This is a genomic window from Microcoleus sp. D3_18_C4 (assembly GCF_036702355.1).
Classification (GTDB): Bacteria; Cyanobacteriota; Cyanobacteriia; order Cyanobacteriales; family Microcoleaceae; genus Microcoleus.
In genome coordinates, this window is sequence record NZ_JAUBTF010000010.1 from 56,247 (window position 1) to 81,920 (window position 25,674).

General features: G+C 45.4%; 28 protein-coding genes. 16 read left to right on the plus strand and 12 right to left on the minus strand.

What is annotated here, in order from left to right:
* The first annotated feature begins 6 nt into the window (after positions 1-6).
* Positions 7-450, plus strand: coding sequence for a hypothetical protein (locus tag QUA90_RS07290; protein WP_333444652.1), 444 nt, complete (start codon positions 7-9; stop codon positions 448-450).
* Positions 451-583: 133 nt separating this feature from the next.
* On the opposite strand, the gene QUA90_RS07295 is transcribed toward QUA90_RS07290, so the two are convergent.
* Together QUA90_RS07295 and QUA90_RS07300 are read right to left on the minus strand one after the other, a co-directional pair.
* Positions 584-3,694: a CHAT domain-containing tetratricopeptide repeat protein gene (locus tag QUA90_RS07295; protein ID WP_333444654.1), complete on the minus strand. Its 3,111-nt coding sequence runs from the start codon at positions 3,692-3,694 to the stop codon at positions 584-586.
* A 59-nt stretch (positions 3,695-3,753) separates the two neighbouring features.
* Entirely contained in the window at positions 3,754-4,692 is a 939-nt protein-coding gene (locus QUA90_RS07300) for a hypothetical protein (protein WP_333444656.1), read from the minus strand.
* 235 nt (positions 4,693-4,927) lie between these two features.
* Between QUA90_RS07300 and QUA90_RS07305 the strand changes: the two genes are divergently transcribed.
* The 8 genes from QUA90_RS07305 (at position 4,928) to QUA90_RS07340 (ending at position 10,973) form a co-directional block, all read left to right on the plus strand.
* The gene (locus tag QUA90_RS07305) at positions 4,928-5,569 is read left to right on the plus strand and encodes a PD-(D/E)XK nuclease family protein (protein WP_333444658.1); all 642 of its coding nucleotides are present in this window, start codon (positions 4,928-4,930) and stop codon (positions 5,567-5,569) included.
* 194 nt (positions 5,570-5,763) lie between these two features.
* Positions 5,764-6,303 (plus strand): Uma2 family endonuclease, encoded by a 540-nt coding sequence (locus QUA90_RS07310; RefSeq protein WP_333444660.1) that lies wholly within the window; start codon positions 5,764-5,766, stop codon positions 6,301-6,303.
* Between the two features lie 195 nt (positions 6,304-6,498).
* Positions 6,499-7,680 carry a GTPase gene (locus QUA90_RS07315; RefSeq protein ID WP_333444662.1) on the plus strand — a complete coding sequence of 394 codons (1,182 nt, stop codon included), beginning with the start codon at positions 6,499-6,501 and terminating at the stop codon, positions 7,678-7,680.
* 118 nt (positions 7,681-7,798) lie between these two features.
* Entirely contained in the window at positions 7,799-8,338 is a 540-nt protein-coding gene (locus QUA90_RS07320) for a Uma2 family endonuclease (protein ID WP_333444664.1), read from the plus strand.
* 244 nt (positions 8,339-8,582) lie between these two features.
* Positions 8,583-8,900, plus strand: a complete 318-nt coding sequence (locus tag QUA90_RS07325) for a 2Fe-2S iron-sulfur cluster-binding protein (protein ID WP_333083700.1) — start codon at positions 8,583-8,585, stop codon at positions 8,898-8,900.
* Positions 8,901-8,957: 57 nt separating this feature from the next.
* Complete coding sequence (locus QUA90_RS07330; RefSeq protein WP_333076025.1) at positions 8,958-9,149, plus strand: hypothetical protein; 192 nt, start codon at positions 8,958-8,960, stop codon at positions 9,147-9,149.
* The gene (locus QUA90_RS07335; protein WP_333444666.1) at positions 9,146-10,348 is read left to right on the plus strand and encodes a DUF3326 domain-containing protein; all 1,203 of its coding nucleotides are present in this window, start codon (positions 9,146-9,148) and stop codon (positions 10,346-10,348) included. Before QUA90_RS07330 ends, QUA90_RS07335 begins: the two co-directional genes overlap by 4 nt.
* A gap of 31 nt (positions 10,349-10,379) precedes the next feature.
* Positions 10,380-10,973: a CPBP family intramembrane glutamic endopeptidase gene (locus QUA90_RS07340; protein WP_333383591.1), complete on the plus strand. Its 594-nt coding sequence runs from the start codon at positions 10,380-10,382 to the stop codon at positions 10,971-10,973.
* Positions 10,974-11,192: 219 nt separating this feature from the next.
* On the opposite strand, the gene QUA90_RS07345 is transcribed toward QUA90_RS07340, so the two are convergent.
* The 6 genes from QUA90_RS07345 to radA form a co-directional block, all read right to left on the minus strand.
* Complete coding sequence (locus tag QUA90_RS07345) at positions 11,193-11,597, minus strand: TIGR02588 family protein (protein WP_333383588.1); 405 nt, start codon at positions 11,595-11,597, stop codon at positions 11,193-11,195.
* Positions 11,594-12,448, minus strand: coding sequence for a TIGR02587 family membrane protein (locus QUA90_RS07350; protein ID WP_333444668.1), 855 nt, complete (start codon positions 12,446-12,448; stop codon positions 11,594-11,596). The genes QUA90_RS07345 and QUA90_RS07350 overlap by 4 nt, the downstream gene beginning before the upstream one ends.
* A 54-nt stretch (positions 12,449-12,502) precedes the next feature.
* Complete coding sequence (locus QUA90_RS07355; RefSeq protein ID WP_333444670.1) at positions 12,503-13,036, minus strand: hypothetical protein; 534 nt, start codon at positions 13,034-13,036, stop codon at positions 12,503-12,505.
* Complete coding sequence (locus tag QUA90_RS07360) at positions 13,037-13,414, minus strand: hypothetical protein (RefSeq protein ID WP_333444672.1); 378 nt, start codon at positions 13,412-13,414, stop codon at positions 13,037-13,039.
* 110 nt (positions 13,415-13,524) lie between these two features.
* Complete coding sequence (locus QUA90_RS07365) at positions 13,525-13,755, minus strand: type II toxin-antitoxin system prevent-host-death family antitoxin (protein WP_333444674.1); 231 nt, start codon at positions 13,753-13,755, stop codon at positions 13,525-13,527.
* A 45-nt stretch (positions 13,756-13,800) separates the two neighbouring features.
* Positions 13,801-15,357, minus strand: a complete 1,557-nt coding sequence (gene radA, locus QUA90_RS07370) for a DNA repair protein RadA (protein ID WP_333444676.1) — start codon at positions 15,355-15,357, stop codon at positions 13,801-13,803.
* A 163-nt stretch (positions 15,358-15,520) separates the two neighbouring features.
* Here radA and rpaB point away from each other — a divergent pair, with 163 nt between their 5' ends.
* Positions 15,521-16,252, plus strand: a complete 732-nt coding sequence (gene rpaB, locus QUA90_RS07375) for a response regulator transcription factor RpaB (RefSeq protein WP_071587789.1) — start codon at positions 15,521-15,523, stop codon at positions 16,250-16,252.
* A gap of 118 nt (positions 16,253-16,370) precedes the next feature.
* A complete protein-coding gene (locus QUA90_RS07380) occupies positions 16,371-17,012 on the plus strand; it encodes a cofactor assembly of complex C subunit B (RefSeq protein ID WP_333324756.1) in 642 nt (213 codons plus the stop codon).
* Between the two features lie 374 nt (positions 17,013-17,386).
* Here the strand turns inward: QUA90_RS07380 and hpsJ-A are convergent, their stop codons facing one another.
* The 4 genes from hpsJ-A to rfbB form a co-directional block, all read right to left on the minus strand.
* The gene (gene hpsJ-A / locus QUA90_RS07385; protein ID WP_333324757.1) at positions 17,387-18,064 is read right to left on the minus strand and encodes an HpsJ-like protein, cyanoexosortase A-associated; all 678 of its coding nucleotides are present in this window, start codon (positions 18,062-18,064) and stop codon (positions 17,387-17,389) included.
* 178 nt (positions 18,065-18,242) lie between these two features.
* A complete protein-coding gene (locus QUA90_RS07390) occupies positions 18,243-18,911 on the minus strand; it encodes a cyanoexosortase A system-associated protein (protein ID WP_333324759.1) in 669 nt (222 codons plus the stop codon).
* The gene (gene crtA / locus QUA90_RS07395; RefSeq protein ID WP_333324761.1) at positions 18,911-19,762 is read right to left on the minus strand and encodes a cyanoexosortase A; all 852 of its coding nucleotides are present in this window, start codon (positions 19,760-19,762) and stop codon (positions 18,911-18,913) included. Before crtA ends, QUA90_RS07390 begins: the two co-directional genes overlap by 1 nt.
* Before the next feature lie 385 nt (positions 19,763-20,147).
* Positions 20,148-21,254, minus strand: a complete 1,107-nt coding sequence (gene rfbB / locus QUA90_RS07400; RefSeq protein WP_333444679.1) for a dTDP-glucose 4,6-dehydratase — start codon at positions 21,252-21,254, stop codon at positions 20,148-20,150.
* 357 nt (positions 21,255-21,611) lie between these two features.
* Here rfbB and QUA90_RS07405 point away from each other — a divergent pair, with 357 nt between their 5' ends.
* From QUA90_RS07405 to QUA90_RS07420, 5 genes are all read left to right on the plus strand, one after another.
* Positions 21,612-22,154, plus strand: a complete 543-nt coding sequence (locus QUA90_RS07405) for a hypothetical protein (RefSeq protein WP_333444680.1) — start codon at positions 21,612-21,614, stop codon at positions 22,152-22,154.
* A 466-nt stretch (positions 22,155-22,620) separates the two neighbouring features.
* Positions 22,621-23,226 (plus strand): DUF1517 domain-containing protein, encoded by a 606-nt coding sequence (locus tag QUA90_RS07410; protein WP_333383573.1) that lies wholly within the window; start codon positions 22,621-22,623, stop codon positions 23,224-23,226.
* A 101-nt stretch (positions 23,227-23,327) separates the two neighbouring features.
* Positions 23,328-24,209, plus strand: a complete 882-nt coding sequence (locus QUA90_RS07415; RefSeq protein WP_333444682.1) for a hypothetical protein — start codon at positions 23,328-23,330, stop codon at positions 24,207-24,209.
* A gap of 24 nt (positions 24,210-24,233) precedes the next feature.
* The gene (locus QUA90_RS30415; protein WP_445242648.1) at positions 24,234-24,314 is read left to right on the plus strand and encodes a hypothetical protein; all 81 of its coding nucleotides are present in this window, start codon (positions 24,234-24,236) and stop codon (positions 24,312-24,314) included.
* A gap of 77 nt (positions 24,315-24,391) precedes the next feature.
* Entirely contained in the window at positions 24,392-25,411 is a 1,020-nt protein-coding gene (locus tag QUA90_RS07420) for an S-layer homology domain-containing protein (RefSeq protein ID WP_333444684.1), read from the plus strand.
* Positions 25,412-25,674: the final 263 nt, after the last annotated feature.

The window sequence follows — 25,674 nt, forward strand, 5'->3', positions numbered from 1 at the left end:
TCAACTATGTTAGCAAGCTTTCGACCAAAATCAACCCCCAGACACAGATTGAGCCGGTTTGTGACAAAAGAGGCGATCGCGCGGCTGCTGAAAATCAAGGTAGAACAAATATATCGCTTCGAGTGCTGGGCGCATATCCTGTACGTGCACGCCAAAGGCATGAGTCGGTTTGTCAGTTATGCCGACTTTCCGCCTGTTTTGGGAGTGGAATCGCCCTCTGGTTTAGATTTTGGTTATTGGAAGCGCCGGATGGCGAGTCAGAAAGAGAGACACGCGCCTGATTTTTGGGTGGATTTTTATGCGGCGAGATTTCAGAAAGCTGTTTGTGTTTCTGAATTGTTGGAGTGGGGGGAAATGGTGGGCGTGATTAAGTTTATGTTGCGATCAATAGCCGTGGAGTCGCTGCGAAAGGTTTACGCACAAGAGAAATATCTGCTAGAACATTTCTAAATTAGTCCTAGACGCAGGGGTGGTTAGAAACCGGGTTTTTTGCCCAGAAGATGCGTTACAGCCGACAGATACGGTAAAAAACCCGGTTTCTGTGGTTTTGATCTGTCCAGGAATGTAAATGCTACTGTTTCTCCTACGCCAAACCCTGCGACACAAACCCCGCCCAATAATGGGGACTAACAAACGGCAATTCTTGCCGACAAAGCAAATCTAAACGCAATCGCACATTTTTGACAATTTCTGCTTGCAGTTCTCCTTTTTGTTGCTGCTCAAAATAATCCTCTAACTGCCGTTTATATTTAGCAGACAACTCATCGCCTGTTAAGCTTCGTAGCTTCAATTGTGCTTTTCGTAGCGCTTCCGAACGGCTATTATGCTGCTTTTCCTGATAATATAAAATGCAAAATAAAGCGGTTGCTAAATCATCCACAGCCCACAAGGTACTGACCACATTTCGCGCACCCGCACAGAGGAAACCGCTAGCTATCGAGAGGGGATCGTCGGTAATTTGGGTAAAGGTTAAATTGGTTTCGCAGCAGGAGAGGAACACTTCGGCTAAGTCGGAAAATCTCCAGGTAAAAACACGACCGAGGTTGATATCGCCATCAAATAAATGCAGTTTTGATTCTAGGGAATTATTCAGATCGGCACTGGCGTGATGGCTGGAATGAAGGACTTGCACTTGGTTGAGTAAATTTTGATAGTTGCCGATCGTCGCTTGCTGATATTGGAGGCGGGAATTTTTATCAATTTGGTGCATGGTTGCCAGGGTTTCGCACTCGTAGCCCGTGAAAACTAGGTCGCCTGTGGCATTTTCGACGATTCCCATTGTCGCAGCTTTGAGGTTGCCTCGCTGGTGGCAAAAGTTGAGTATTTGGCAACTGGGAACGATGCGGAGGCGGAATTTATCGCTGAGGTATTCGGGTTGTTTTTGGGGCGGGGTTTGGGCAGGGGTGAGGGTGGGTTTGCTGAGAGGTTTTAAGCCGCGTGTTCTGTCGGAGGCTGTATAGGTGTGGGGAATGGGAATGTTGTTTAAAGGTAAGGCAGCAAAGGGGATTTGATGCAGATACAGGTGAGGGATAATAATCAGTTCTTTGATGCCGTTGAGATGTTGGGAAATTAATTGATTAATTTGCAGGCGATTGGCGAGTTCTGGGAGAAATTCACCCATTTGATTTTTCCATGCGGTTTTGTTTTCGACATAAGGCCTTAACCAGTTGTTCAATAGCCAATTTTGCAAGGTTTCAAGTCCTTGACCTTCGCAGGTGTGGAGTTGGGTTGGTTGACTTTGGCGCAAAATGAAAATGTGGGTATGCTCATCAGTGGTGTAAAAATTGAGGATGGCGGTTTCGGCATCGGGAATTAAGGCTTGCATCTGGTCGAAACTGAGGGGGGCTGGTTGCAATTGAGCGGCCAAAACTTGGTCTTTGCTGCGAATTTTTAGCCAAGCTTTCTGTTTTTCATCTTCTAATTCTTTAATCTTTTGGATGATACCGTCGCCGTTGGGGGTTGGTTGGCGAGTCGCGGCGATCGCTTTTGTACCGTCATTTTCAGAAATACGCAAGCGATCGCTTTGTTGTTGCAGGCGATAGTATTCTTCGACTTCGGGGGGAATTTCGCCTTGGGGGTAGAGGTCTTTGCTGGCGAATAAGTCGGCGAGGTGGCGCGATCGCGAACGATCGGCGGTTTCGACGGCTTTATCGTATTGTTTGAGGTTGATGTAGCATTGGACGGCGTTGGCGTAAACGGAGATGGCTTCTTTAATGATTTCTTGGCGGCGATCGTCGGTGGTTGAACCTTTGCGGAGTTGTTCGACTGCTTTTATGGCGGGTTCGTATCCTTCTAAGGCAAGATGCCAGTCGCCTTTGATCAAAGCAATGTTACCGAGGTTATGGCCGGCTGTAAAGGATTCGGGTGGCATGGTTTCGGGGGTAGCAATTTCTAGGCAACCTTGATATTTTTGTATTGCTAACTCTGTTTCCTGCAATTCGCGGTAAGCGTTACCAAGATTGTTGAGAGAAGCAACTTCACCAATGCGGTATTTGATTTCCCAACAAATAGCTAAAGACTTGACGTAGTAGGCGATCGCTCGTTTGTAATCTCCCAGGAAGAGGTAAGCGTTACCTAAACTTCCGAGTGAAGCTGCTTCCCCTTGCCGATCTTTAATTTCCAGACAAATGGCTAAAGACTTTTCGTGACAAGCGATCGCGAGTTTGTATTCTCCAAGAGAACGGTAAGAAATGCCTAAACTTGCCAGTGAATTTGCTTTCCCTTGGCGGTCTTTGATTTCCCCACAAATGGCTAAAGACTTTTTGTGGTAGGCGAGCGATCGCTGGTAATCTCCCAGACAATTGTAAGCGTCGCCTAAACGTCCCAGTGAATTTGCTTCCCCTCGGCGGTCTCTGATTTCCCCACAAATTGCTAAAGACTTTTCGTAGTAAGTGATCGCTCGTTCGTACTCTCCCAGATAGAAGTAAGCGTCGCCTAAATTTCCCAGTGAATTCCCTTCCCCTTCGCGGTCTTTGATTTCTAGTTTAATGGCTAAAGACATTTCGTGGTAGGTGATCGCTCGTTTGTATTTTCCCATTGATTTGTAAGCACTACCTAACTTTCCCAATGAAACTGCTTCCCCTCGACGGTCTTTGATTTGCCCACAAATGACTAAAGATTCTTTGTGGGATCTGATCGCAAGGTCATATTCTCCGAGAGAATAGTAAGAGATGCCTAAATTTATCAGAGAATTGGCTTCCCCTTGCCTATCTTTGATTTTCCTATAAATAGCTAATTGCTTTTCTTGGCAGGCGATCCCAAGTTCGGACTCTCCTAAAAAGTGGTAAGCGATGCCTAAATTTCCCAGAGAATGGGCTTCCCATTGTCTGTCGTGAGTAGCTTGATAAATGACAAGAGACTGCTGCCAGCATTGGAAAGCAATGAGAAACTGCCTCATGTCAAATTGCTCGTGTCCCCACATGAATAAAATAGCTGCTGTTACTTTTCTTACTTTCCTTTGCTGTTGATTACTACCGAGAATTTCCCCCAGCCGCAAGGCAAGGTTAGTTAAAAAATTAGCTATATTTTGGTTGCCGCTCTCATCAAATTGTTGAGCAATCAAAATGATGATTTGCAAAAGTCCGGGGTCGAGTAAGTCGGAGTGTGCGTTTAAGATTTGCAATTCTTCCCCTTTAGAAGATTCGAGCAGTTTTTGAATGAGTTGCAAATAGGCGGAACTGCGATTTTCGTACATTGTTGTTTTCCTCTATTCTCTGTGATTATTTTTATGACTCCCAACTACAATTAGGCAGTTTACACAACCTCAAAACTTTGATAAAAAACTTGCCAACTCTCTTGTTTTTCCAACTGTTCAAATAACTCCTTAAGACGTTCAGCATTCCACACAGGTATATCTTCATCTTTACAGGGAGCCAACCAATCTAAATTTAAAGGACTCTCGACTGCAATTGCTAAAAATTCTTCCTTCCCTAGTTCTTCAAAAGTAAACATTTCTTTATTATCATCTGCCACAGAACCCTCTTGAGGCAGCGTCATCGGTGGTTGATTCACACCATTAGGTGCATATCCCAAAGATGGACAGAGTATATATTTCATCTCAGCACTGCGATACAACAAAAGCATTTGATAGTTAGGATATGCCAAATCAACCCTCATGGACAACGGCTGATTAATTGGAATTGTGGGGTCAATTTTTCGTGCAGAATACCGAGGCGATAGCGGCTTAAGTGCTCTAGTACCAACTCCCACTGATGCCATTTCTTGCTCAGTTAAAAACTGTATCCAATCGGGAGTTCTTTTAGCTTGTTTCTTTAAAATCTCCCAACCATTAATATCAAGCCACCGCAGGTATTTATGATTCCATAGCCACTTATAAGCCTCTTTCCAAGGACTAAATTTTTTGTAACTCTCTTGCTCTTGTTTTCCTTTAAGTGTCCCCCCTGCTTTAAGATTTAACAACGCCTCAATATTCACGCCATCCGCTTTCATCTCTTCTCCGTAGACTTTATGAACTACCTCAATCACCTTCCGAAGGGTTTGATTTATTTTCTCTTTGCAATAAACTGGTAAATCATCGCCCATTAGTTTAGCAATTTCTTTATTAGTGCTTACTCTGTTATCCGGGTGATTGTCCGGGGCGAATCGCCGAAGAAAACAAGCCTTCTCCTCACTCAGGTTTCCAGGAAATAGCGATTCAGCGATTTGGTTTGGAAAATTTTGTTTAAGATTCATACATCCACTGCCATAACTCAGCTTTATCAGCTTATCTTAGCAAGCTTGTATCTAGCTGGCAACTCCTTAGCGCAAGTCATTATTTAAAATAATTTGCCATAACTTGACATTATTTGCAATTATTTAATCACTCAAAATTATCATTTATTATCACCAACAATTATCGCAAATTAACTAGACATCATTTAGGAGTGAGTGTCATGGTAAAAACATCCCAAACATACCTCTAAAAAATATGCCAGCACAAGCGCAAAAAAGATTCAATCCCTACGCCACTGTAACTGGGATTGCCGAAGTCTTAGCAACCGAAAAAGATTGCCTACACGCATTATGGCAACGAACTCACTATCAATTTGAAAAACAACCGAGTACCTATGACCCCTCAGAACATGAAGAAAAGCTGATTCAACGAGCAGTACAACTGCAAACTGAAGGCTTCACTGTCTATGTTGAAAATCAAAATTCCTTCAAATATAAAGGTCAAACCTTTGATATCTGCGTTGCCGGCAGACCTGATATCATTGCTATCAAAGATGATTGGGCTGTTGTCGAAGATATCAAAACCGGCAAGCGCAAAGATTCACATAAAATGCAAGTGCTTCTCTATATGTCAATGTTGCCCTTTGCCCCAGAAACCAAAAATCTGTTTAAAGGTCACATTCCGCACGGTCGCTTAGTTTATGGAGATGGCATTTTAGAGATTCCTAAGTGGTATGTTAATGAGCAATTTAGACAGCGTTTGCAGCAGTTAATCGCCATGCTTTGTAATTCTCAACCTCCCAACCCAAAACCTAGCGATTGGGAATGTCGCTATTGTAAAGTTCCCTCTGCGTGCTGTTCTGTAAAAATGAGCCGAGGAACTGATTTATTTGCATAAGTCGATCGCCGGAAATACCCGTAATGCCGACAACCGACAGGTTAAAAGCTGTCGCTATTAGCAGCAAGTCAGCCTACGTTGCTCGGCCTGACGGCGTTACAGGATAATTTCAGCAGTGTCGGTCAAAGTGCGATCGGCCTTGCAGATCAGCCATAATAGTAACCAGTGAGTTTGGTAAAAGCGAGGAAATAACTATGGTCACTGCTACTGGTGTACAGGATAATTTTACTTTAGAAGAATTCATCACCGAGCCGCCCGACAACATGGAATTGGTAGACGGCCAACTTGTGGAGAAAAATGGCATGACACTAAAGACGGGTAAAATTCAGTTAAGCCTGGGGGATGCTTGGAAAAATTACAAAGATTCTAGCGGACAAGGTGGAGAGGCTTATGTCGAGGTTCCTTGCCGCACCAACCGACAAATTCGCCGCCCCGATGTCGCTTATCTCACACCCGAATTAGTTGCACAGTTTGGCAATCTTGCCACTTTACCCCAAAGTTTTCCGTTAATTGCCGAAATAGTTTCACCCACCGATATCGCTGAAGATGTATTTCTCAAAGCACAGGAATATTTAGAGTCTAGCTGTCAGGAAGTCTGGTTAGTTTTTCCCGAAAGTCGTTTAATATTCGTGATGACTCAAAATCAAATATTGACATTTAGATCCGGCGATACCGCCAGCACCCAACAAATCCTGATCGGTTTTAGCATCGATGTCGATCGATTGCTAGCTTAAACTAAATTCTACAACCTTTCATGTAGCCGCACGCGAGACAAAACCCTCCTCTACCCGTTGCACCAGTTCTGAAATCAAATTGCTACAATATGTTTAAGACTCCTCAGTCCGCCTTCGCGGACTTCGTTTGTAGAGCATCGGAATTCTATTCGGTGGTATTGAATTAATATCCCACCATTATCGGAGCAAACCGCCATGTCAGACGACTTTTCCTTAGACGAGCTTTTAAATAGAAGTTATTACGCCTTCAAAGACGCAGAAAACCAAGTGGGACAGTGCAATGTTTTAGTCATCGGCAAAACTGGTGTCGGCAAAAGTACCCTAATAAATTCCGTTTTTCGCCAACGCTTAGCCGAAACCGGAGTCGGCCGCCCCATCACTCAAGGCATTCGCCAATATACCAAACCGAATTGCCCAATTACAGTCTACGATACTCCCGGACTCGAACTCAACGCCGAACAAATTAAAATTATTCAATTAAACGTTGCTAAACTGATTGAAGACCAAAGACTCCTGCACCCAAAAGAACACATTCACGTCATTTGGTACTGCATTAATCACAACGCCAATAGAATAGAATCTGTCGAGGAAAGCTGGCTAAAAGAAATGGAAGTCAAAGATGTACCAGTGATTTTAGTTTTGACTCAAACTACATCTAAAAAGCCGAGCGAGTTTTTCAAGCAACTGGAACACATGAATTTGCCCGTCAGTCAAATCATCCCCGTCATGGCTGAGCCGGAAGAAATAGATGAGGATTATACAGTAAAATCTCACGGTTTAGATAAGTTGGTAGATGCAACTTTTCAACTGCTGCCGGAAGTAGCTAAAAAAGCTTTTGTTAAAGAACAAATTGCCAATATTGCGCTCAAATCCGATATGGCATTTAAGTATCTAAGTGCTTATGTTGCAGGTTCTGCAATAGTCGGCGCGACTCCTGTACCGTTTGCTGATGCGCCGATTTTGATGACGATGCAAACGGCAATGATTGCTAATATTACTGTGATTTTTGGAATGCCCTTTGATAAGGGGTTTATTTCGGCGATGCTGTCTGCTATTAGCGGCGCTGGTGGGGTGACTGCTGTTGGCAGAAGTATTGTTACTAATTTGATTAAAATGATTCCTGGTGCCGGTACTGTTGTCGGCGGTGCTATCTCCGGTGCAACGGCAGCAACTCTCACGCTTGCCCTCGGTTTGGCTTACATTGAAGTGCTTAAAGCTTATATGAAAGCTCAAGTTAATGGGGAACAACTTTCTTTGCAGCAGTTGACAAAGATGTTTGTGGATTTGTATAAGGATTATGCAACTTCGGGGCGCAAAACTTTGAAGGATGAGAAACAGGATCAACCTAAACCTCCTAATCAAATTAATATTGAGTAAATTGGGCATTGGGCATTGGGCATTGGTAATTGGGTTGACAAAGAAAGATAAAATGTAGGGTGCGTAATTCGCACCTTACCCCCGAAGTTAATTAGAAGTTATAAGGAGGTAAATAGTTATGGTAATGGCTGCCGTTTTATCAGAAAATGTTTCTCTAGAAGACTTTATGGCTAATCCCCCCGACGATATGGAATGGGTGGACGGGCAAATCTCGGAGAAAAATGGCATGACAGTAAAACACAGTCGAATCCAATCTAGACTAGATCGTGCTTGGGGAAATTACAAAGATTCTAGCGGACAAGGCGGCGAAGTTTATACGGAAGTTCCTTGCCGTACTGACAGGCGAGTGCGCCGTCCTGATGTAGCTTATCTGACTCCAGAATTAGTCTCACAATATGGTGATGTTCCTACTTTGCCTCAAAGTCCGCCGTTAATTGCAGAAATAGTTTCTCCTACTGATATTGCGGAAGAAATATTTTTGAAAGCACAAGAATATTTAGATTCGGGTTGTCTGGAAGCTTGGATTGTTTTTCCAGAAAGTCGCTGGATATTGATCATGACTCAAACTCAAAAGTTAACTTTTAACTTGGGTTCTACAGTCAGCACTCAGCTAGTGCTGCCGGGTTTTAGTGTTGCGGTTGATGAGTTGTTGGCTTGAAGGCAAAAAATTAATTAGGTATAAGTGCTTTGTGGCAGAGTTCCGCCGTGACGATTGTAATAATTTGTGAAAAAGTCATTGACAAAATGCCGCTAGCTCGCCCCAGCCAATAATAAAAAAAATTATCAATAAAAACAGCAGTTGTAAATTTGCACAAAATCACCAATAGCGGTAAAATTCTAGTTGCTTTGTTTGCAAATCTAGCGTAAATTCCAATTGGGGAATTAAAACCAATAATTGAAATATGTCTAAGACTTACACTGTTGAATTGATCCACCAAGGCTCTACCTATACCGTAGAAGTACCCGAAGATAAACAAATTCTCCGCGCCGCTAATGACGCCGGCATTGAGTTGCCGAGTTCTTGCAATGCGGGGGTTTGTACTACCTGTGCTGGTAAAATTATTGAAGGGACGGTCGATCAAGCTGATGGTATGGGCGTTAGTCCCGATCTTCAGGCAGAAGGTTATGTGTTGCTGTGTGTTGCTTATCCCCGATCGAACTTGAAGATAGAAACAGAAAAAGAAGACATTGTGTACGATCGCCAATTCGGTAAATCCTAGCACTAAGCTAAAATTGACCTAAGTACCGTTAGCGGTAAAACCACTATGGATCGCCCTATGACCACCCATTTCATTTCCGCAGAAGTTGACCTCCACGATACCGCCGAGCAACTGCACTCGGCTATTGAAATTGAACTGCAAAAGCACGGCGAACCCCTGCGCTGGGCCGTTACAGACGTGGATGTCGATCGGCAAAAGGCTGTGGTAGAAGGCTACGTGCTCGTGGAAGCATCCCCCGCAACATCGTGAACCCCCGCCCTTTGACAGTGGTTTTGATAGTCCCCACAGGCGTTGGAGCCTCGATTGGTGGGTTTGCAGGAGATGCGCTGCCGGTGGCTAGGGCGATCGCCCAAATTTCAGACACCCTGATCACTCACCCCAACGTCCTCAACGGCGCTCAACTTTATTGGCCGATACCTAACGCTCTCTACGTTGAAGGTTACGCCCTTGACAAATTTGCTGCCGGATGCTGGGGCCTACAACCGGTACATCAAAATCGCATCGGCTTAATCCTAGATTCCGCGATCGAACCAGACTTGCAGTTGCGACACTTGCAAGCGGCTGATGCAGCGAGAGCTACATTGGGCTTGAATATAACTGATTGTGTTTTAACCGATCGCCCTCTGCAAGTAGAATTGCGTATTTCTGAATCAGGGGCATCCTGGGGGACGATCTGCAATCCCGACAGTTTATTGCGCGCCGCAGAAAAATTGATCGAACAAGCAAAAGTAGAGGCGATCGCAGTTGTAGCCAGATTTCCAGACGATGAAGGCAGCCTCGCCCTCGAAAACTACCGCCGCGGCAAAGGAGTTGACCCCCTCGCCGGCGCCGAAGCTGTGATCAGCCACCTCATCGTCAGGACGTTTAAAATCCCCTGCGCCCACGCCCCCGCGCTGTCTGCACTTCCCCTCGATCCGCACCTGTCGCCGCGATCGGCTGCTGAGGAAATCGGCTATACTTTCCTACCTTGCGTCCTTGCCGGCCTCAGCAAAGCTCCCCAATTTGTCACTCCTACTGTGGGACAGGCATCTGGGCTGTCACAATTTGTCACTCCTACTGTGGGACAGGCATCTTGCCTGTCACAGCTATTGGGCGGGCAAGATGCCCACCCCACAAGAGAGAAATTCTATGCAAACAGGCGAGATTTCGAGCGCCAGGGTTTGTGGGTAGATCGAGTCGATGCGGTGGTGATACCCGCCACAGCCTGCGGCGGCAGTGCTATTCTGAGTTTGAGTGGGCGATCGTCGGTACAAATCATCGCTGTCGGCGACAACAAAACCCAGATGCAGGCGACTCCAGAAAAACTCGGAATCAAAGCTTTGCAGGTAAACTCATATTTAGAGGCGATCGGAGTTTTGGTCGCTTTGCGAGCCGGCATCAGTCCAGCTTCCTTGGGCCCAGAAATCTCCTCCCTGCGTTGTTTGTCTGACTCAACTAAACAACTCTAAAATCTCAAACCTCAAATCTAAAAGTGATTAAGTGGCAGAAAAACTTCCCGGAAATCCTGAAATTGAACCCTTGACGCGCACCCAAGTTTTAGTAGCAATGGGCGTGACAGCAATTATGTTGCTGGCGGTAGCTAAATTGTGGTTGCTATTTGGATCGGTATCGCTTTTGCCAGTCAAATTGATAGGAATGGACTTGCTCAAAGGATTTGCGATCGGACTGGCGATTACAGGCGGCAGTGCGATCGTTTATCACCTCTGGCCGGGTTATCGCCGGAGTGCGGATGTTTACTTGGAAGTAGTGCTAAAACCTTTGTTTTGGCCGGATTTGATTTGGCTGGGACTGCTGCCTGGACTTAGCGAAGAATTGCTATTTCGTGGGGTGATGCTGTCTGCTTTGGGATTGAATGTTACCGGTTTAGTTTTATCGAGTTTTTGTTTCGGTATTCTGCACTTGGGAGGCATGGATCAGTGGCCTTATGCTGTTTGGGCAACGGCTGTCGGATTGCTGTTGGGTTACAGTGTTTTAGCTACTGGGAATTTGTTAGTGCCAATTACGGCTCATATCTGCACAAATTTGATTTCGAGCTGTGTTTGGAAGTGGGAAAACAATCTCGTGAAGCGTTAGATATATCGCAATTCCAAAGCGATTGAAATCGCGCCTGTGCGGCATATAGCAATAAATGCCAACGCGCAAGGGGGTTTTTAGATTGAACGAACCGCGAAGACGCTAAGGGCGCGTTCGGCGAAGCCGTTCCCTTTCCCCGCAGGGGCTCCCGAAGGGTAGGGTAGGAAGAGAAAGAGTTCACAGAGGTGAAAAGGTTTTAACCGCCGATTTTGATGTTTGTTAAGGTAGTTTATAACTGCTCGATCGCACAATCAACTCACCTTGACTCGGGTTACGGCTGAAAATAAAAGCTCCTTCTTGAGTTTCGCCACTTGACAAAAAATCAATTTGTTGATCGCCGGATTCTACAACTTCACCGTTGACGCGCAATTCGGCAATAATTTGCACAGACTCTGCCGTTTCGCCGCCCGTGTTTGTTACTGTAAACGGTACGTAAAATTGTCCTTGAGTTTCGCGAATAGGCGTGTTCCGAGTGACAGAAATAATCGGAGGTTCCTGCTTTTTAGTCACCCAGTTGTAGAGTACGAGCCCGGTGAGGGTAAAGAGGATCAAGCAGGCGATCGCAAATGTCACCCATTCAGCAGGCGTTCTTTTTTGTTGCTGTTCGTTATTACTTTCACTCATACCGCCAACCTCCCCGCCGCGCCACCAACAGCCGCCGGCAATCCCAATACTAACGTATAGCTCAACCAAAGCGACCACGGGTCGTCAAAAGTGAGTTTTTGGAAGAAAAACATCATAAATGCAGAAGCCGCCAGCGACACTAAATAGGCCATAACAGTTTCGCTGAGGGGACGCTGAAAAATCCCTTGCTGTTGCTGCCGTTTTGCTTGATAAGTAAAGCCGGCTACAAATACAATACCGTAGGAAATTAGCAGCGAAGCAGCGATAATTGCTAATTGCCAAGGCGGCGAAATACCTGCCGCTAGCATGGGAATTTCGTCAGTTGGGGCGATGTTGAAAGCAATGATCATCGCGCCAATTAAAGTAGCGCCAATATCTGCTAAAGTTGGGTTAATATTAGGTTCGCTGTCACTGTCTGAGCTTTGATAGCGATCGCCACTCAAAAAACCGTTCGCCAGGGCAACTCCCAAAGCAAAGGGCAGGCCTTCAAAAATGATTTTCCCCAGAGTTTCTTGCAGTGGAGTCTCCGGCGTAATTTCCCTGAGCAAAAACAGGATTAAAGCCGCGCAGACAATCCCAATGGCGATCGCTTCTACGGTATCGATTGCAGCATCTAGCCAGCGGATGTCTTGAGTTTTGCGAAAACCTTCAGTGCGAGTCAGCAAGAAAACGACGAGAAAAGTAGTTGCGATCGCGATCGACATTTCCGCTGGTTTAGTAGACGAACCAATCCACCAAACTTCCATCGTATAAAGCAGGGGAATCCCGAACAAAAAGCCGCCAGATGCGCCTCGAATGATGTCATTTAGCTCATTTGACCACTGATTTTTGCGTCTTTTTGATTTCTTCATGTTTCGGCTAACAAGCGAATTAAAAAATTGATAAGTTATGATTTTTTTACAACATTACACAGTTGGTGATTTATTTTCTAATTCCTTGATTTTGTTTTGCAACCTGGCAATTTCATCAATTAACTGCAACACTGTAATTGCAATATCTGGTCTAACTTCTGGTTGCACCGTATTTTCAATCTGCGACTGCGCCCACTCTTGCAGTTGCTTTAACTTTCCTAGTTTGCTAAAGACAGGATTGCCATCATGTTCAGCAATAGTCGCAACCTCTTGACTGAATGCAGCTAACTTAGCAAATAGCTCATCCTTCCGCGAACCTGCCCAAATGCCCTGATTCACTGTGTAATATGCCTGGTTAGGAGCCATAAATGTCACATTAGGCTTAGCTAAAAAGTTATTATCTAAACCTTGTGATGAATCAAAGGTTTCGCAAACAATCTGTAATATTTGTGTAAATTCTTGCTGTTCTTCAACTGTAAGCGCACGAGCGAACAACACAGTATGAGTATGTGCACTAATACCATTATCTGTACTTGGGCGATTGTTAGAACGAATTGTTAAATCCTTCAAAGTGTAATGTTTTTTCATTTATCCTACTTCTTCGTAAGGTTGAAACCCAGCTTTTTCATTTAAAAATTCAAAGGCATTAATTGAAAACCATATTTGCTGTGCAGAGAACATCACATTGGCAATTGGCTCAATTTTAGCTTCTCCTCTATCCAACAGATAGTTTAATTCTACCACAGGCAAAGACATTTCAATAACTGTGCAGCCTAATGCCTCTAAACCGGGTGCTAGGGTAGCAAAGAACCAGGCCACTTCTGGATCGAATGCAGCATACCAACCGATACCTAATTGTATTGGCTGAGTTTGCAAAGCTAGCAAGCGAGAGCCGTTTAACCCGTTATTAAGAATATCCAATGCACTCTCAATATCTGTACCGTGATAGAGTGTTACGATTGCCATAACTATCCCTTGAATAAGTGTGGTTATTTGCAATCGTCTCATAGTGTTTGCTACTAAACAACGATATTTTTTTTCGTTCGGTCGTGGTTAGGATTGAGTGTCCAACAACCTCATTCCATGTACTCCTTAAACTCTTCTAGCGGTTCGTCAAAATCATCGGACATCCAAACCATTCCTTTGGCACTTCCTGCTTGCCGATTGGGTTTAGCTTGTTTGGGAATTACTACTAATTTTACAACAGGCTGGTTATCTTGAGTGATCGCAATTTCTTCCCCTCTCATTGCCGCTTCGATTAATTCCAGAAGTTTTTCTTTTGCTTCAATAATGTCTACTTGATACATAATTCGTGCCTCCTTACTCTCAATTTACAACAGCACCATTTTTACTCAATTAAACAAATCCTCTTCCTCCAAATCAACAGACTGTAATTCCATATCACCAGACTGCAACTGAGCGGGAGTAGCCGGAATCGCCGCAATTATTGCATCGATTACCTTCGCCACCGGAATAATCTCCATTCCTAACTCTGGCACCGGTTGATTCTTAGGAATAATCGCCCTTTTGAAACCCAATTTCGCTGCTTCCCTCAGCCGCAACTCTAATTGCGAAACCGGCCGCACCTGTCCCCCCAAACCAACTTCTCCAAGCAAAACAGTGCGCGCATCAACAACCCGATCGCGAAAACTGGCCACAACGGCGATCGCAACTGCCAAATCCGCCGCCGGTTCATCCACCTTCAACCCGCCCACCGTCGCCAAAATCACATCTAATTTAGATAAAGGAATCCCCACCCTTTTCTCCAAAACAGCTAAAATTTGCTGCAATCTAGCATTGTCCACACCAGTAGTAGTGCGGCGCGGCGAACCAAAACTTGCAGGGCTGACTAACGCCTGAATTTCTACTAAAATCGGTCGAGTTCCTTCGCAAGTAACAGTCGTCGAAGTACCCGGAGAAAATTCATCTCTATTGCCTAAAAATAACTCCGACGGATTATCTACTTCTCGCAAACCGTTGGCTACCATTTCAAAAACACCGATTTCATGAGTCGCGCCAAAACGGTTTTTCATCGATCGCAAAAGTCGATGAGAAGCAAAGCGATCGCCCTCAAAATACAGTACAGTATCTACCAAATGTTCCAAAACCCTCGGCCCGGCCAAAGCTCCATCTTTCGTAACGTGACCGACAATAAATAAAGTAATATTTTCCCTTTTCGCCACCTGCATCAAAGCAGACGTACATTCCCGCACCTGAGCCACCGAACCCGGAGCCGATGTTAAACTAGCAAAATAAATAGTTTGGATGCTGTCAATCACCGCCACATTCGGTTTCAGCGCTTCCAACTCCCGCAAAACAACCTCTAAATCCGTCTCTGGAAGCAAATAGAAATTCTCCGCTGAATTGTCCTCCGAATCCTTTTTAGCTTCCCCGTTACTGCCGGATTTATGTCCGCCGTTGCTTGACAAATCAACCGGATTAGCCACGCCCAAACGCTGCGATCGCAACTTTACCTGCTGGCCCGACTCCTCCGCACTCACATAGAGTATTCTATCCTTGCGGGCCAACATATTCGCCACCTGCAAAAGCAGCGTCGATTTCCCGATTCCCGGTTCCCCCCCAATCAACACCAACGAGCCCGGAACAATCCCCCCTCCCAAAACTCGATCAAGTTCCCCGTAACCAGAAGGCCAGCGAGACTGAGTTTGGTCGGAAATCTGCGATAATCTGAAAGATACCCTTGGTTGACCCTTCGACTTATCAGGGGGCGAACCGCCCACTGTCTTAGTTGTCACCCCAGTTAAACCAGCCCGCGGCACACCAGCAGTAGGTTGCTCTAACTGCTCGTCAAAAGAATCCCACTTCTGACAGCTAGGACATCTGCCAAAATATTGTGGTGAATCATAGCCGCATTCCCGACAAATATATTGTATTCGAGGCTTAGGCATTGTTTTATGATAAATAGTCACCCTTAAAATTTAGAAAAGTCTGAGTTAAAGCAATTATCAAGCTTTCAGACCGATCACCGCCCATGATTCAATTTGTGTCTTCTATGATAGGGTACAAAAAAATAACATTATCTGAAATGTAACTTAAGGAGTGCTCGGTAACTTGGAAAACCATAAAGAAAAAATTCTGGTAGTCGATGACGAAGCCAGTATCCGCCGCATTCTGGAGACTCGCCTTTCCATGATTGGCTACGATGTCGTCACCGCTGCTGACGGCGAAGAAGCTCTCGAAACATTTCGCAACACCGAACCAGACTTAGTGGTTTTGGACGTGATGATGCCGAAGCTAGACGGTTATGGCGTCTGTCAGGAGTTGCGTAAAGAGTCAGACGTACCCATCATCATGCTAACTGCTTTGGGAGACGTAGCCGATCGCATCACCGGTTTAGAATTAGGCGCCGACGATTACGTCGTCAAACCTTTCTCTCCCAAAGAACTCGAAGCCCGCATCCGTTCGGTATTGCGCCGGGTTGACAAAAACGGCGCGTCAGGCATTCCTAGTTCCGGAGTCATCCACGTCACCAATATTAGGATTGACACCAACAAGCGCCAAGTTTACAAAGGCGACGAACGAATTCGGCTCACGGGCATGGAATTCAGCCTGTTAGAACTGCTTGTCAGCCGTTCTGGAGAGCCTTTTTCGCGATCGGAAATTTTGCAGGAAGTCTGGGGATACACGCCAGAACGCCACGTAGACACCCGCGTAGTGGACGTTCACATCTCGCGGCTTAGGGCAAAGTTGGAAGACGACCCCAGCAATCCCGAATTAATTCTCACCGCCCGCGGTACAGGCTATCTGTTCCAGCGAATTGTCGAAATAGGAGAAGTAGGATAAAGTCAGTTGACAGTTGACGGTTGACGGTTGGCAGTTGGCAGTTGGCATTAGTTAAATTACCAACTACCAATTACCAATTACCAATGACTAATGACTAATGACTAATGACTAATGACTAATGACTAAATCTGATCCCAATAAAGTTTTGCGGCAATTGCCCTTAGTTGCAGGAGGGTTAGCAGGTACGCTGCTAATGGTCAACCGCTTGCTGACAGAGCAAATTACAGATTCTCAAGCTCGATCGGACGCTTTGGGAGTAATTATCAGCGCTTTGCTGATTTTAACAGGTTTGCTGTGGCAGCAGGTGCAAGCGCGATCGCCCGATTCCGTAAAACTTATCGGCGAAGAAGGTTTTGAATTTGCGCCGGATTTGCCGGAGGCTGTGAAAATAGAATTAGCCTGGGCGTCGCGTTTGCTGTTGACAAATACCGCCACAAGGTCGATCGTAATTGTGTATCAGGGAAAAGTTCTATTGCGGCGCGGTATTTTAGGCATCAATCCCGAAGTCAAACCAGGGCCGATATTGCAGCGAGTGCTCGACAAAAATAAACCAGTTTATTTAGTAAATCTCAATATTTACCCTGGGCGAATAGAATTTGACTATTTGCCAGAAAATACTCAAGGAGTCATCTGTCAGCCCATCGGCAGCCAAGGCGTTTTAATCTTAGGTGCTAACGCGCCCCGCAGCTATACAAAACAAGATGAAAACTGGGTTGAAGGGATTGCCGACAAACTAGAAAATACCATCAATCGATTTTAGATTTTAGATTTTAGATTTTAGGTTTTAGATTGTGGATTTTAGATTGTGGGTTTTAGATTATGGATTTTAGATTGGGGATTGTAGATTGTGGATTTTAGATTGGGGATTGCACAATGGCAGCCCTCTCAAGGTGCGAGCGACCGATTTGCCTCCTTCTAGGTGTTGGCTATCGGCAATAAACAAGATTTATTACCGATATCTTTTGAAAAGAAGAAGAGCGAGTCCCCCAATGAAATTTCGACAGTTTGAGGGTCTTCTGCACCACTCCTGAGCCTGCTGCGTGCACCAGGCGCATCTTAGTCCTCAACAACGCTCTCCGGGTGCGCTAGGCGCACCTTACTAGCTCAAAACTCTCAACTCAAAACTCAAAACTACTACCGAGCCCAGTCAGTACCGCGCCACAGCGTAAAAAACAAAACACTAGAAATCAGCGCGCCCAGCAGCCACTTAACAGCATTTTTAAATAACCCCACGCGCTGATTTGACTGAACCGCAGCACTTTGCGTCTGTAACCGTTCCTTAGCCGGAGTAATTCTCGAAAGAATTTGTTCTTTCAATTGCTGTGGGTTTTGCGTATCCGCTTGTACCCCCAAACGAGTAAGTTCCCCCGCCAAATTCCTTAAATCTTCAGGACTACCCTTTTTTAACCTGTCTTCCACCTGCTGCAACTGAGCTAATTGTTGGTTTGCTTGAGTAGTAATTTGCTGGTTGTTTTGGTTGTTGACGTAGATAGTGCCAAAAATTCCCAAAGGCAGCATCAACAGAAAAACCAGACCTAGCAGCAGACAAACCCAAGACAAAACCTTCAAAAAAACGTCTTCCAAACCTCTGCGGTCGTACCCTTCGCCAAAAAATATCAGCGCCATTGCCAGTAGAGGAACTGGCACTCGTTCCACTACAGCCCCAATCGTCTGCAATTCCCAGAGGCGATTGCCAAAATTTGCGGGTATAAGAACTGCAATCGTATCTAATACAGACAAAATTAATAGACCGTAGCCAATCCAACGCAGTCTGTAGATAGAAAAACCTTGTTCGCCTTGTAAGTCATTCATAAAATAATCAGAGTTGTTGTTAAGAAAAATCTCTCTTGACCCCGCCCCAGAACGGAGACAAGCCCCCGACAACAGTCGTGGAGAGTCAAAAATTTTAGACTCTTGTTCCAGCTTCCAGATTCACCTGTGGAGTAAATATAAAAGCTAAAAGCTAAAAGCTAAAATCGACTGACTCGACTCAAGGCTCGGGGAATCGCGGCTGCCACCACTCATACCAAGAAACCCAAGCATTCTCTAGAATTTTTTTGGCATCTTCTGGAGTTGTTTTATCCAAAGGCACAGACATCTGAGTCCACAAACAGCGCCGGTCTTGAATATTTCCCCTACCCAACAACCAAAACAGAATACGGTTTGGCTGCCAATCGTGAGTATTTCGATTATATCTAAACTGTTGGGAAGTTACTGTAGCACTGCCACGAGGATTGATACACGAACTCAAATACAGTCGATTTTTCTGTTGCAAAATTCCGTGAAACCCCGCACCTTGAGTGTTTGCCAATGCTAGTTTACCAGGAGACGACTTGAGAACAGTATGTCCTTTCATCATACCTTCCACATCCCCAATGGTGTTTACCGCATACCGCATCTCTATTTCTAGAGCCATGCTATTTTTTTGATATTCATATTTCCTGGCAGCTTTGAATTCTGAATTTTCCTTAATTTCCAGAAGCGCGCTCTTGTTTAGTTTCCAATCGGCTAGAGGCACCGACTCGGGAAACTCAAACGGGGTTGCCAGATTATTGTTAGCCGATGGATAGAAAACCAATTTTCCGGCAACCAACAAAACGCCTCCCAAAGTAACAGCCAACAGGGAAAGCCTAAGTGGTTTCCAAGAGGTAATAGCCATTAGCAATTCTGTCCTTCCTTATTTGGGGGTTGGTCTTTCAAAATTGCAAACCAGCAGAATAACCCGAAAATAAATACAGAAATCATCGAAAATATTACCGAACCATTTCCTTCGTGCCAGTATTTAAATGCTTCGGGTTGAGATAGCGATACCAGCACCGCCAGGAGACCAACTCGCGCGGCATTAACTAGAAATGCAGTAATTATGGCCACGAATGGCAATACAATTTTCTGACCCGTAGTGGTAGGAAACATCAGTAAGAAAACCAGAGCTAGTCCTAACAATTGTAGCATCGCATTTACGCCGGAACAGCCGTGATACACTTCCACGCTGCCTTTTTCCAGGATTAGAAAAACCCCTTTCCGCACCACTTCAAATCCTACATAGTGCAGGAGGAAAGCTGAAAATTTTGCTGTTAATAGGGCGACATCAACGAAGACTCCGATTAATCCGGGAGGAATAGCTGTATAGCCAAGAATTAGAAGTTCCTGCCAATATTGTTTCAGTCCTTTTGTGCCGGAAGCCAGCAATGCAAGACTGATTCCTGACAAAAAAGGCGTTGCTCGGATGAAAAAGTCGTATCCAGATATCGACGAACTTTTGAGCAATATTAAAGCAATTAAGGATGACCCCAAGAAGCTGGCGAAAACTCCGCTTTCAAAAGTTAAGGATTCGTGCCTTTCCCAAATTAAAAATGCTACGACTCCCCAAAAAAGTAACATTGTACCGAACAGGTCAGTGTCGTTTGTTCTGGAAGTCAGAGTTAGGTGTATGGCAATCAAACCGGAGGCGATGCCTAACAGCCAGTATTTAGGTTCTTGGATGTGCTTGAGCGAGTTTATTTCGGTCATTGCTGCTTTTTGTTTTTCCTAAAAGCTTCTAAAATGCTTACTCTTGTAACCCTATTAAAATTATCAGCTACAAACACTTGAATTTATGCGTTTGGGATGATTTTTCACTAAATCTTCACAAAGATTGACAAGAGCAAATATGTGTGATATCACCTTTGCCTAATTAAATCTGAAGTTAGGTGCAAAGACCAAAGACAACAGGTTTTTCAATTCGGATCGATCGCACTTAACGAATGATTTTCCTCCTGCAAACCCGGTTTCTGCGCCAAGAGTTAAAATGTAAAGCTTGAAGGCAAGACAGAAACCTTTCTGGACGCACTCTTGAGCTGAAAAACCAGTTTTTTAGTGGTTCTGGTTCGTGGTAGCCCGTGCGTCCAGGAGTAGATTAGTTAGAGTAGACTTTCCGGTAGTAAGTTTGATATTCCTCCGAAAGCAGGGGTTCCCACCACTCCCGATGGGCTAAGTACCATTCTACAGTCTGCCGCAAACCTTCTTCAACTGTTACTGAGGGAGTCCAACCTAATTCGGTTTTAATTTTGGTGGCATCAATCGCGTAACGCCGATCGTGCCCGGCTCTGTCTTTGACAAATGTGATCAATTGTTCGCAAGGACGGGCGGGTAAATCAGAAGCTAATTCGTCCATTAGCTGACACAGCATTTTGACTAAATCGAGATTTTTGACCTCGTTGTTGCCGCCAACATTGTAGGTTTCCCCAGGCTGACCACGGTGAATAACGGCATCTAAAGCGCGGCAGTGGTCGAGAACGTAGAGCCAATCTCGCACGTTTTGACCGTCGCCGTATACTGGCAGCGGTTTGCCCAATAACATATTGATGCACATTAATGGAATGAGCTTTTCTGGGAAGTGATAGGGGCCGTAATTGTTGGAACAGTTGGTGATAATTGTCGGGACGCCGTAGGTGTGGAAATAGGCGCGGGCGAGGTGGTCGCTGCCAGCTTTGGAGGCTGAGTAGGGACTGTTGGGCGAGTAGGCAGTTGTTTCTGTGAAGGCTGGGTCATCGGGGCCGAGACTGCCGTAAACTTCGTCGGTAGAAACGTGGAGGAAGCGCATTTGTGCTTTGAGAGATGGCTCATCAATTGCTTCAAAATGCTTGCGGAAGGCTTCTAAAAGTGTGAAGGTTCCGACAACGTTGGTTTGAACAAAGGCGGCAGGCCCGATAATTGACCTGTCAACGTGGGATTCTGCGGCAAAGTGCGCGACTGTGGTGATGTTTTCTTCTTGGAGCAAGGTATCGACTAAGGTACGATCGCAAATATCCCCCTGCACAAACCGAAAATTTTCGCCTCCTTCCAAAGTTGCCAGGGTTTGTCGGTTTCCGGCGTAGGTTAAAGCGTCGAGTACGACTACTCGATCGCCCGGATAGCTGCTGCACCAGTGATGCACAAAATTCGAGCCGATAAATCCAGCCCCGCCCGTCACCAACAATCGGCGAGGAGCTCGCTCAATGCCTTGAGTCGCGTTGTCTGTCATAAAAATAAGAGTTATTCCAATAACTAAGCCTTTACAAAAGTAGCCTTAAAAGTAGTTTGTCACCAAGTGTTTGCCATTCTGTAATTAAAATTTCTACTGTCCCACCTCAGATTTTCTAATGTGGGCGCGATCGAAGTATTGGTTCACAAAACTTGAACTTCTACCGAGCTGTTAGTTCAAATGCTTACATACTAAGCATTTCAGATGTTTAAGCTGGCAATTTTAAATTTGAATTGTGTGAGGCTATAGCTGACTTTTGCGATCGATCAGCGATATGGGCGGCGCGCAGAGTTGATACATTTGTAAAGAGCTGTTACCATTAATTTTTTAATTATCCTTTACAATCTGCACAGCACCATGAAGAAGTTTCAAGTGTTAGCTGGCATTGCTTCCGTCGTCGCGATCGCAAGCAGCATCGCCATAGGTGACGCCGCATCTGCTTTCCCCTGTTCCTACAGCAAATCAGGGGCAGCTAAATCTGGTTCTGCGACAACGATCCTAGGTTCCGGCGGCTCGGAGCGCATGAATCCGTGGAAATCCTACAAAACAGCAGCTCTCGGTTTCCTAGGTTTGGCTGGAGTTTTGGGTGGCGGAGCGGCCTACATGAGCTACCGTGCCGGGAAGCGCGCCTCTGCTGCTTGCGCTGCGATGACCGATAATTTTGAAGTTTTTGAAGAGTCGGCTCCGATGGCAGATGCAGGTGTTTCTGGACACATGGAAGTTCCTGCCTTGCTCGATTTGACGGCGGCGGGTGCTGTAGCTGAGTCAGCAGATGCGGTTGCAGTCGTTCGCGAACACCCAGAAGCTCCAGGCGGCGAGCTGGATTTGCCAGTTTCGCCAGTTGCTGAGTTGAGTTCTGAAATTGCGATCGAACAAGTCCAAAGCGCGATCGTCAAATAGTTATCTCAAACCAAAGTATTCGCTTAGCGCACCTCCAATCTTGCAAGATTGGAGGTTTTTTGAGTCGAAATTATCTACCCTACAATTTCTTGTCATGGCGATCGCGAAGCACTGCCAACAATAGACAGATGAATCGATAGCACACAATCTCATATTTCGGCAAAGCAAAGGAACGCTGAATTAAGCTAAATAAAAAAAACTCTGGCTACAATCATCAATCTCATAGCAATTATTAAAAGTCGCCGCTCTCCGTCAGGACAATGCTGTGCGGTTTCCCTACTGTATTTGAACTGTATTTGATCCGATTGAAAACTGTTATAAAATTAGATGAGTCAAAGCGAGACAGTACGCTGCCGAGGCGATCGCTCAAAATGCCCTCGATATCAATCTGAGGTTAGACGGCAAGAGTGCAAATCGCCTGCTATCGTTGGAAATATAGCCCTACAGATTACAACTAGAGGTTATTATGAATGCTTGGCGCGATCGATTCAATCAATTTACAGGTAAAACTAGATTGGCAGTTTGCCGGGTGTTCGTTCACCTAACAGGCGAAGAAGTTGCACCGCTGTTAGGAGTTCTCAACCGCACCGCCAGAGAAGCAATTGATGGCGATGGCGACCTAGCAGTTTTAGGAGAAGGTCTTGTAGAAATTTGCAATCACCTGTTGCAGTACGACAACTACTGGCAAGCAGCCGCCAACGAAGGCGATGTTTTTTGGAATGAAGGCGAAGCCGGCGATTATGTGGATGAACTTTTCACTGATTCAGCCGATCGCTATCTCAGCGAGCCTCAATACAGTACATCTGTTTACGATAAAAAATCCCCCTTGTCTTTGCCGGTAACTAGAAATGTGGTGGTGATGCTGACAGTTGCTTATGAAGGCGAAGTCCCTGCCCTAGAAACAGACCTTGCTGACATCAGCGCGCTGAAAGTCGGTTTAAAAGCCCTGATTAATTTACATTACCAAGAAAGGCTCCGAGCTGTGCAAGTTCACTTTTCTCCCGCACAGTTGGGAGACGAACTTACCAACGACCAAGTGTTGGTCAATTTCCCAGAACTTATTCCCCTTTAAGGAAGGAGTAATTAGTTATTAGTTATTTGTTATTTGTTATTTGCTACCAATGCGCGCTGCCCCATGCGCGATGCCCGATCCCCAATTACCAATTACTATTTATGATGCTGCGAAGACTGACAGTTTATTTAATGGCTTTAACTTTTTTATGGACGGCAACCGCCTGCGGTTCTCCTAGTAGACAAACTTCTACAAATCCTGCTGGCAATCCAAATATTAACACAGTGCGTCCTGCACCAAACAATAACTTGGCTCAAGGTCAATATCCTGTACAGCAAGCTACCTACGACGATGCGGATGGCGAATACAGTTTGATGTTGCTGAATACTCCCGCCGGCAGTCCCCCAGTTTACCGGACTAGGGATTTGCAAATGGCTCGCTTAACAGATGAAGAAATATCAGCAGGCAAGAAAAGTTATCTAAACTTGGATAACAATCAAGCGGTTTTGCATTTGACAGAAGATTTTAAAATTGAGTACGTCCACAACGTTACCGAAACTGTTCCTAATCCTCAAACCGGTCAGCCACAAACCGTAGTAGTACGGCAGCAATCTGGCTTCTGGGCGCCGTTTGCTGGAGCTGTTGCCGGTCAGGCGATCGGCAGTTTGTTATTTAGACCGCAATATTATATGCCGCCAGTCTATCAGCCGGGAATTATGACAGGATATGGCGGCTATGGCAATACTTACGGCCAAGCTGTTAACCAATATCAAACTCGCTACCGAACTCCGCCTCCAGAGGTGAGAAACCGTCAAGTTTTAAGGACAACCGGCCGCCTGCGATCGCCCACATACAACCAGCCAGTAAGACCCTCAGTACGTCCAAATGGCAATCGATCGACCGGTTCGGGTTACGGTGGCAGCACTTTGAGGCGATCGCCGCAGCCACGTCAAAATCAAAACAAGCGGCAGCCAAGTTTTGGTAGTGGCAGGAATTCTCGTCAACCGAGTCGGAATCGCTCTTTCGGGAGTAGAAGGCGCTGAGTTGAAGATGGCAAAAATCAGCAAATGACATCGGTAAAAGTTGATTTTATATATTCTCCCGATGCCACGCCGCCCCAGGTAGGGAGAGTGAAAACTTTGGAATAATTGATTTAGCCTTCTCTGTTTCCCCCAGACCCAAAAAATATGTGATTTAATTTCTACATTGGTCTGTAGGTGACAATATGTCTTCTTCACAACCCCCGTCAGGGGAAAGAAATCCTCTAGGATTGGATGAATTGATTGCTATCTTGGTTGCCTTCGGCACGATGGGAGCAATTTTATTTTGGGTAACAGGTAAAAATCCCGATCGATTGAATGCCAGAAATTGGCAATTTCCAGCCGTTTTTTCTCAGCCTGCTGTTACGCCCGCGACTCCGGGAATATTAACGCCAGAATCGCCAAGTTCGGATTTGCGATCGCCTGCTGCAACCCCCGTTCCGTTAAAACCGGAAGTCGCACCTGTTGCACCTTTAGGGCCGATTTTACCGGAAAATCCTCCCGTGGGTGTAATCGTTGTTCCTCCCAAGCCAATTGCGCGATCGACTCCCAATCCAGCAATTACCAAACCGAAAGCCGATAAACCCAAAGCCGCTAAACCCAAAGTTGGGCCCGTTATATTCTCAGATGTTCCGGACAAATATTGGGCGCGTCCGTTCATTGTCGCTTTAGTCGATCGCAAAATCTTTACTGATTTCACCGACAGCAAATTTCGGCCCGACGAACCGATGACGCGATCCGAACTAGCACGCTTGATTCAGCGAATGTCCGACGACAAAAAGCCGATCCGAAAATCGATTGATTTTAAAGACGTAAAAGACAAGAGTCCTGTCGCTCCTGCGATCGACCATACCGTCACAACTGGATATCTTAAAGGATACCCAAACAATGAGTTCCGTCCCGAAAAACAGATTCCGCGTGTCGAAGTCATCGCAGCTTTAGCGAGCGGTTTGAGCCTGAAACCATCAACAAGAGCAAGCAAAACTTTACAGGTTTATACAGACAGGAAAAAAGTGCCGAAATGGGCAGTTAACAAAGTAGCAGCAGCCACGGAAGCTGGCATTGTTGTCAACCACCCGAAGCGCGCACTTTTGCAGCCTAATAGAACCGCAACTCGCGCTGAAGTAGCAGCCATGATTTACCAAGCTATGGCCAAAAAAGGTCAAGTACCTGCTAAGTCTTCTGAGTATGTTGTGCGGCTTTAATTAGAGGAATGAAGCCCTTCTTTTTTCTATTAGTCTGACTTGGGCTTGCGGGTAGTCAGAAACCGGGTTTTTTGCGACAATACTTCGTTATAGCTGACAGAATCAGCCAAAAACCCGGTTTCTTGGGTTTGCAGGCCGTCAGAAACCAGTTTTTTTGCGACAATACTTCGTCATAGCTGACAGAATCAGCCAAAAACTCGGTTTCTTGGGTTTGCGGGCAGTTGAGATCGATGTAAAAATCACAGCAATCATGCCAAATCATC

Bases quoted from the DNA above. Each gene is read 5' to 3' on its own strand.
- QUA90_RS07330 (WP_333076025.1), top strand. From the start codon at position 8,958: ATGACCACCCATTTCATTTCCGCAGAAGTTGACCTCCACGATACCGCC.
- QUA90_RS07350 (WP_333444668.1), bottom strand. From the start codon at position 12,448: ATGAAGAAATCAAAAAGACGCAAAAATCAGTGGTCAAATGAGCTAAAT.
- QUA90_RS07345 (WP_333383588.1), bottom strand. From the start codon at position 11,597: ATGAGTGAAAGTAATAACGAACAGCAACAAAAAAGAACGCCTGCTGAA.
- radA (WP_333444676.1), bottom strand. From the start codon at position 15,357: ATGCCTAAGCCTCGAATACAATATATTTGTCGGGAATGCGGCTATGAT.
- QUA90_RS07355 (WP_333444670.1), bottom strand. From the start codon at position 13,036: ATGAAAAAACATTACACTTTGAAGGATTTAACAATTCGTTCTAACAAT.
- QUA90_RS07405 (WP_333444680.1), top strand. From the start codon at position 21,612: ATGAAGAAGTTTCAAGTGTTAGCTGGCATTGCTTCCGTCGTCGCGATC.
- QUA90_RS07290 (WP_333444652.1), top strand. From the start codon at position 7: ATGTTAGCAAGCTTTCGACCAAAATCAACCCCCAGACACAGATTGAGC.
- QUA90_RS07380 (WP_333324756.1), top strand. From the start codon at position 16,371: ATGACTAAATCTGATCCCAATAAAGTTTTGCGGCAATTGCCCTTAGTT.
- QUA90_RS07315 (WP_333444662.1), top strand. From the start codon at position 6,499: ATGTCAGACGACTTTTCCTTAGACGAGCTTTTAAATAGAAGTTATTAC.
- QUA90_RS07420 (WP_333444684.1), top strand. From the start codon at position 24,392: ATGTCTTCTTCACAACCCCCGTCAGGGGAAAGAAATCCTCTAGGATTG.
- QUA90_RS07365 (WP_333444674.1), bottom strand. From the start codon at position 13,755: ATGTATCAAGTAGACATTATTGAAGCAAAAGAAAAACTTCTGGAATTA.
- QUA90_RS07300 (WP_333444656.1), bottom strand. From the start codon at position 4,692: ATGAATCTTAAACAAAATTTTCCAAACCAAATCGCTGAATCGCTATTT.
- QUA90_RS07305 (WP_333444658.1), top strand. From the start codon at position 4,928: ATGCCAGCACAAGCGCAAAAAAGATTCAATCCCTACGCCACTGTAACT.
- QUA90_RS07310 (WP_333444660.1), top strand. From the start codon at position 5,764: ATGGTCACTGCTACTGGTGTACAGGATAATTTTACTTTAGAAGAATTC.
- QUA90_RS07390 (WP_333324759.1), bottom strand. From the start codon at position 18,911: ATGGCTATTACCTCTTGGAAACCACTTAGGCTTTCCCTGTTGGCTGTT.
- QUA90_RS07325 (WP_333083700.1), top strand. From the start codon at position 8,583: ATGTCTAAGACTTACACTGTTGAATTGATCCACCAAGGCTCTACCTAT.
- QUA90_RS07295 (WP_333444654.1), bottom strand. From the start codon at position 3,694: ATGTACGAAAATCGCAGTTCCGCCTATTTGCAACTCATTCAAAAACTG.
- QUA90_RS07410 (WP_333383573.1), top strand. From the start codon at position 22,621: ATGAATGCTTGGCGCGATCGATTCAATCAATTTACAGGTAAAACTAGA.
- QUA90_RS30415 (WP_445242648.1), top strand. From the start codon at position 24,234: ATGACATCGGTAAAAGTTGATTTTATATATTCTCCCGATGCCACGCCG.
- QUA90_RS07360 (WP_333444672.1), bottom strand. From the start codon at position 13,414: ATGGCAATCGTAACACTCTATCACGGTACAGATATTGAGAGTGCATTG.
- crtA (WP_333324761.1), bottom strand. From the start codon at position 19,762: ATGACCGAAATAAACTCGCTCAAGCACATCCAAGAACCTAAATACTGG.
- QUA90_RS07320 (WP_333444664.1), top strand. From the start codon at position 7,799: ATGGTAATGGCTGCCGTTTTATCAGAAAATGTTTCTCTAGAAGACTTT.
- QUA90_RS07415 (WP_333444682.1), top strand. From the start codon at position 23,328: ATGATGCTGCGAAGACTGACAGTTTATTTAATGGCTTTAACTTTTTTA.
- hpsJ-A (WP_333324757.1), bottom strand. From the start codon at position 18,064: ATGAATGACTTACAAGGCGAACAAGGTTTTTCTATCTACAGACTGCGT.
- rfbB (WP_333444679.1), bottom strand. From the start codon at position 21,254: ATGACAGACAACGCGACTCAAGGCATTGAGCGAGCTCCTCGCCGATTG.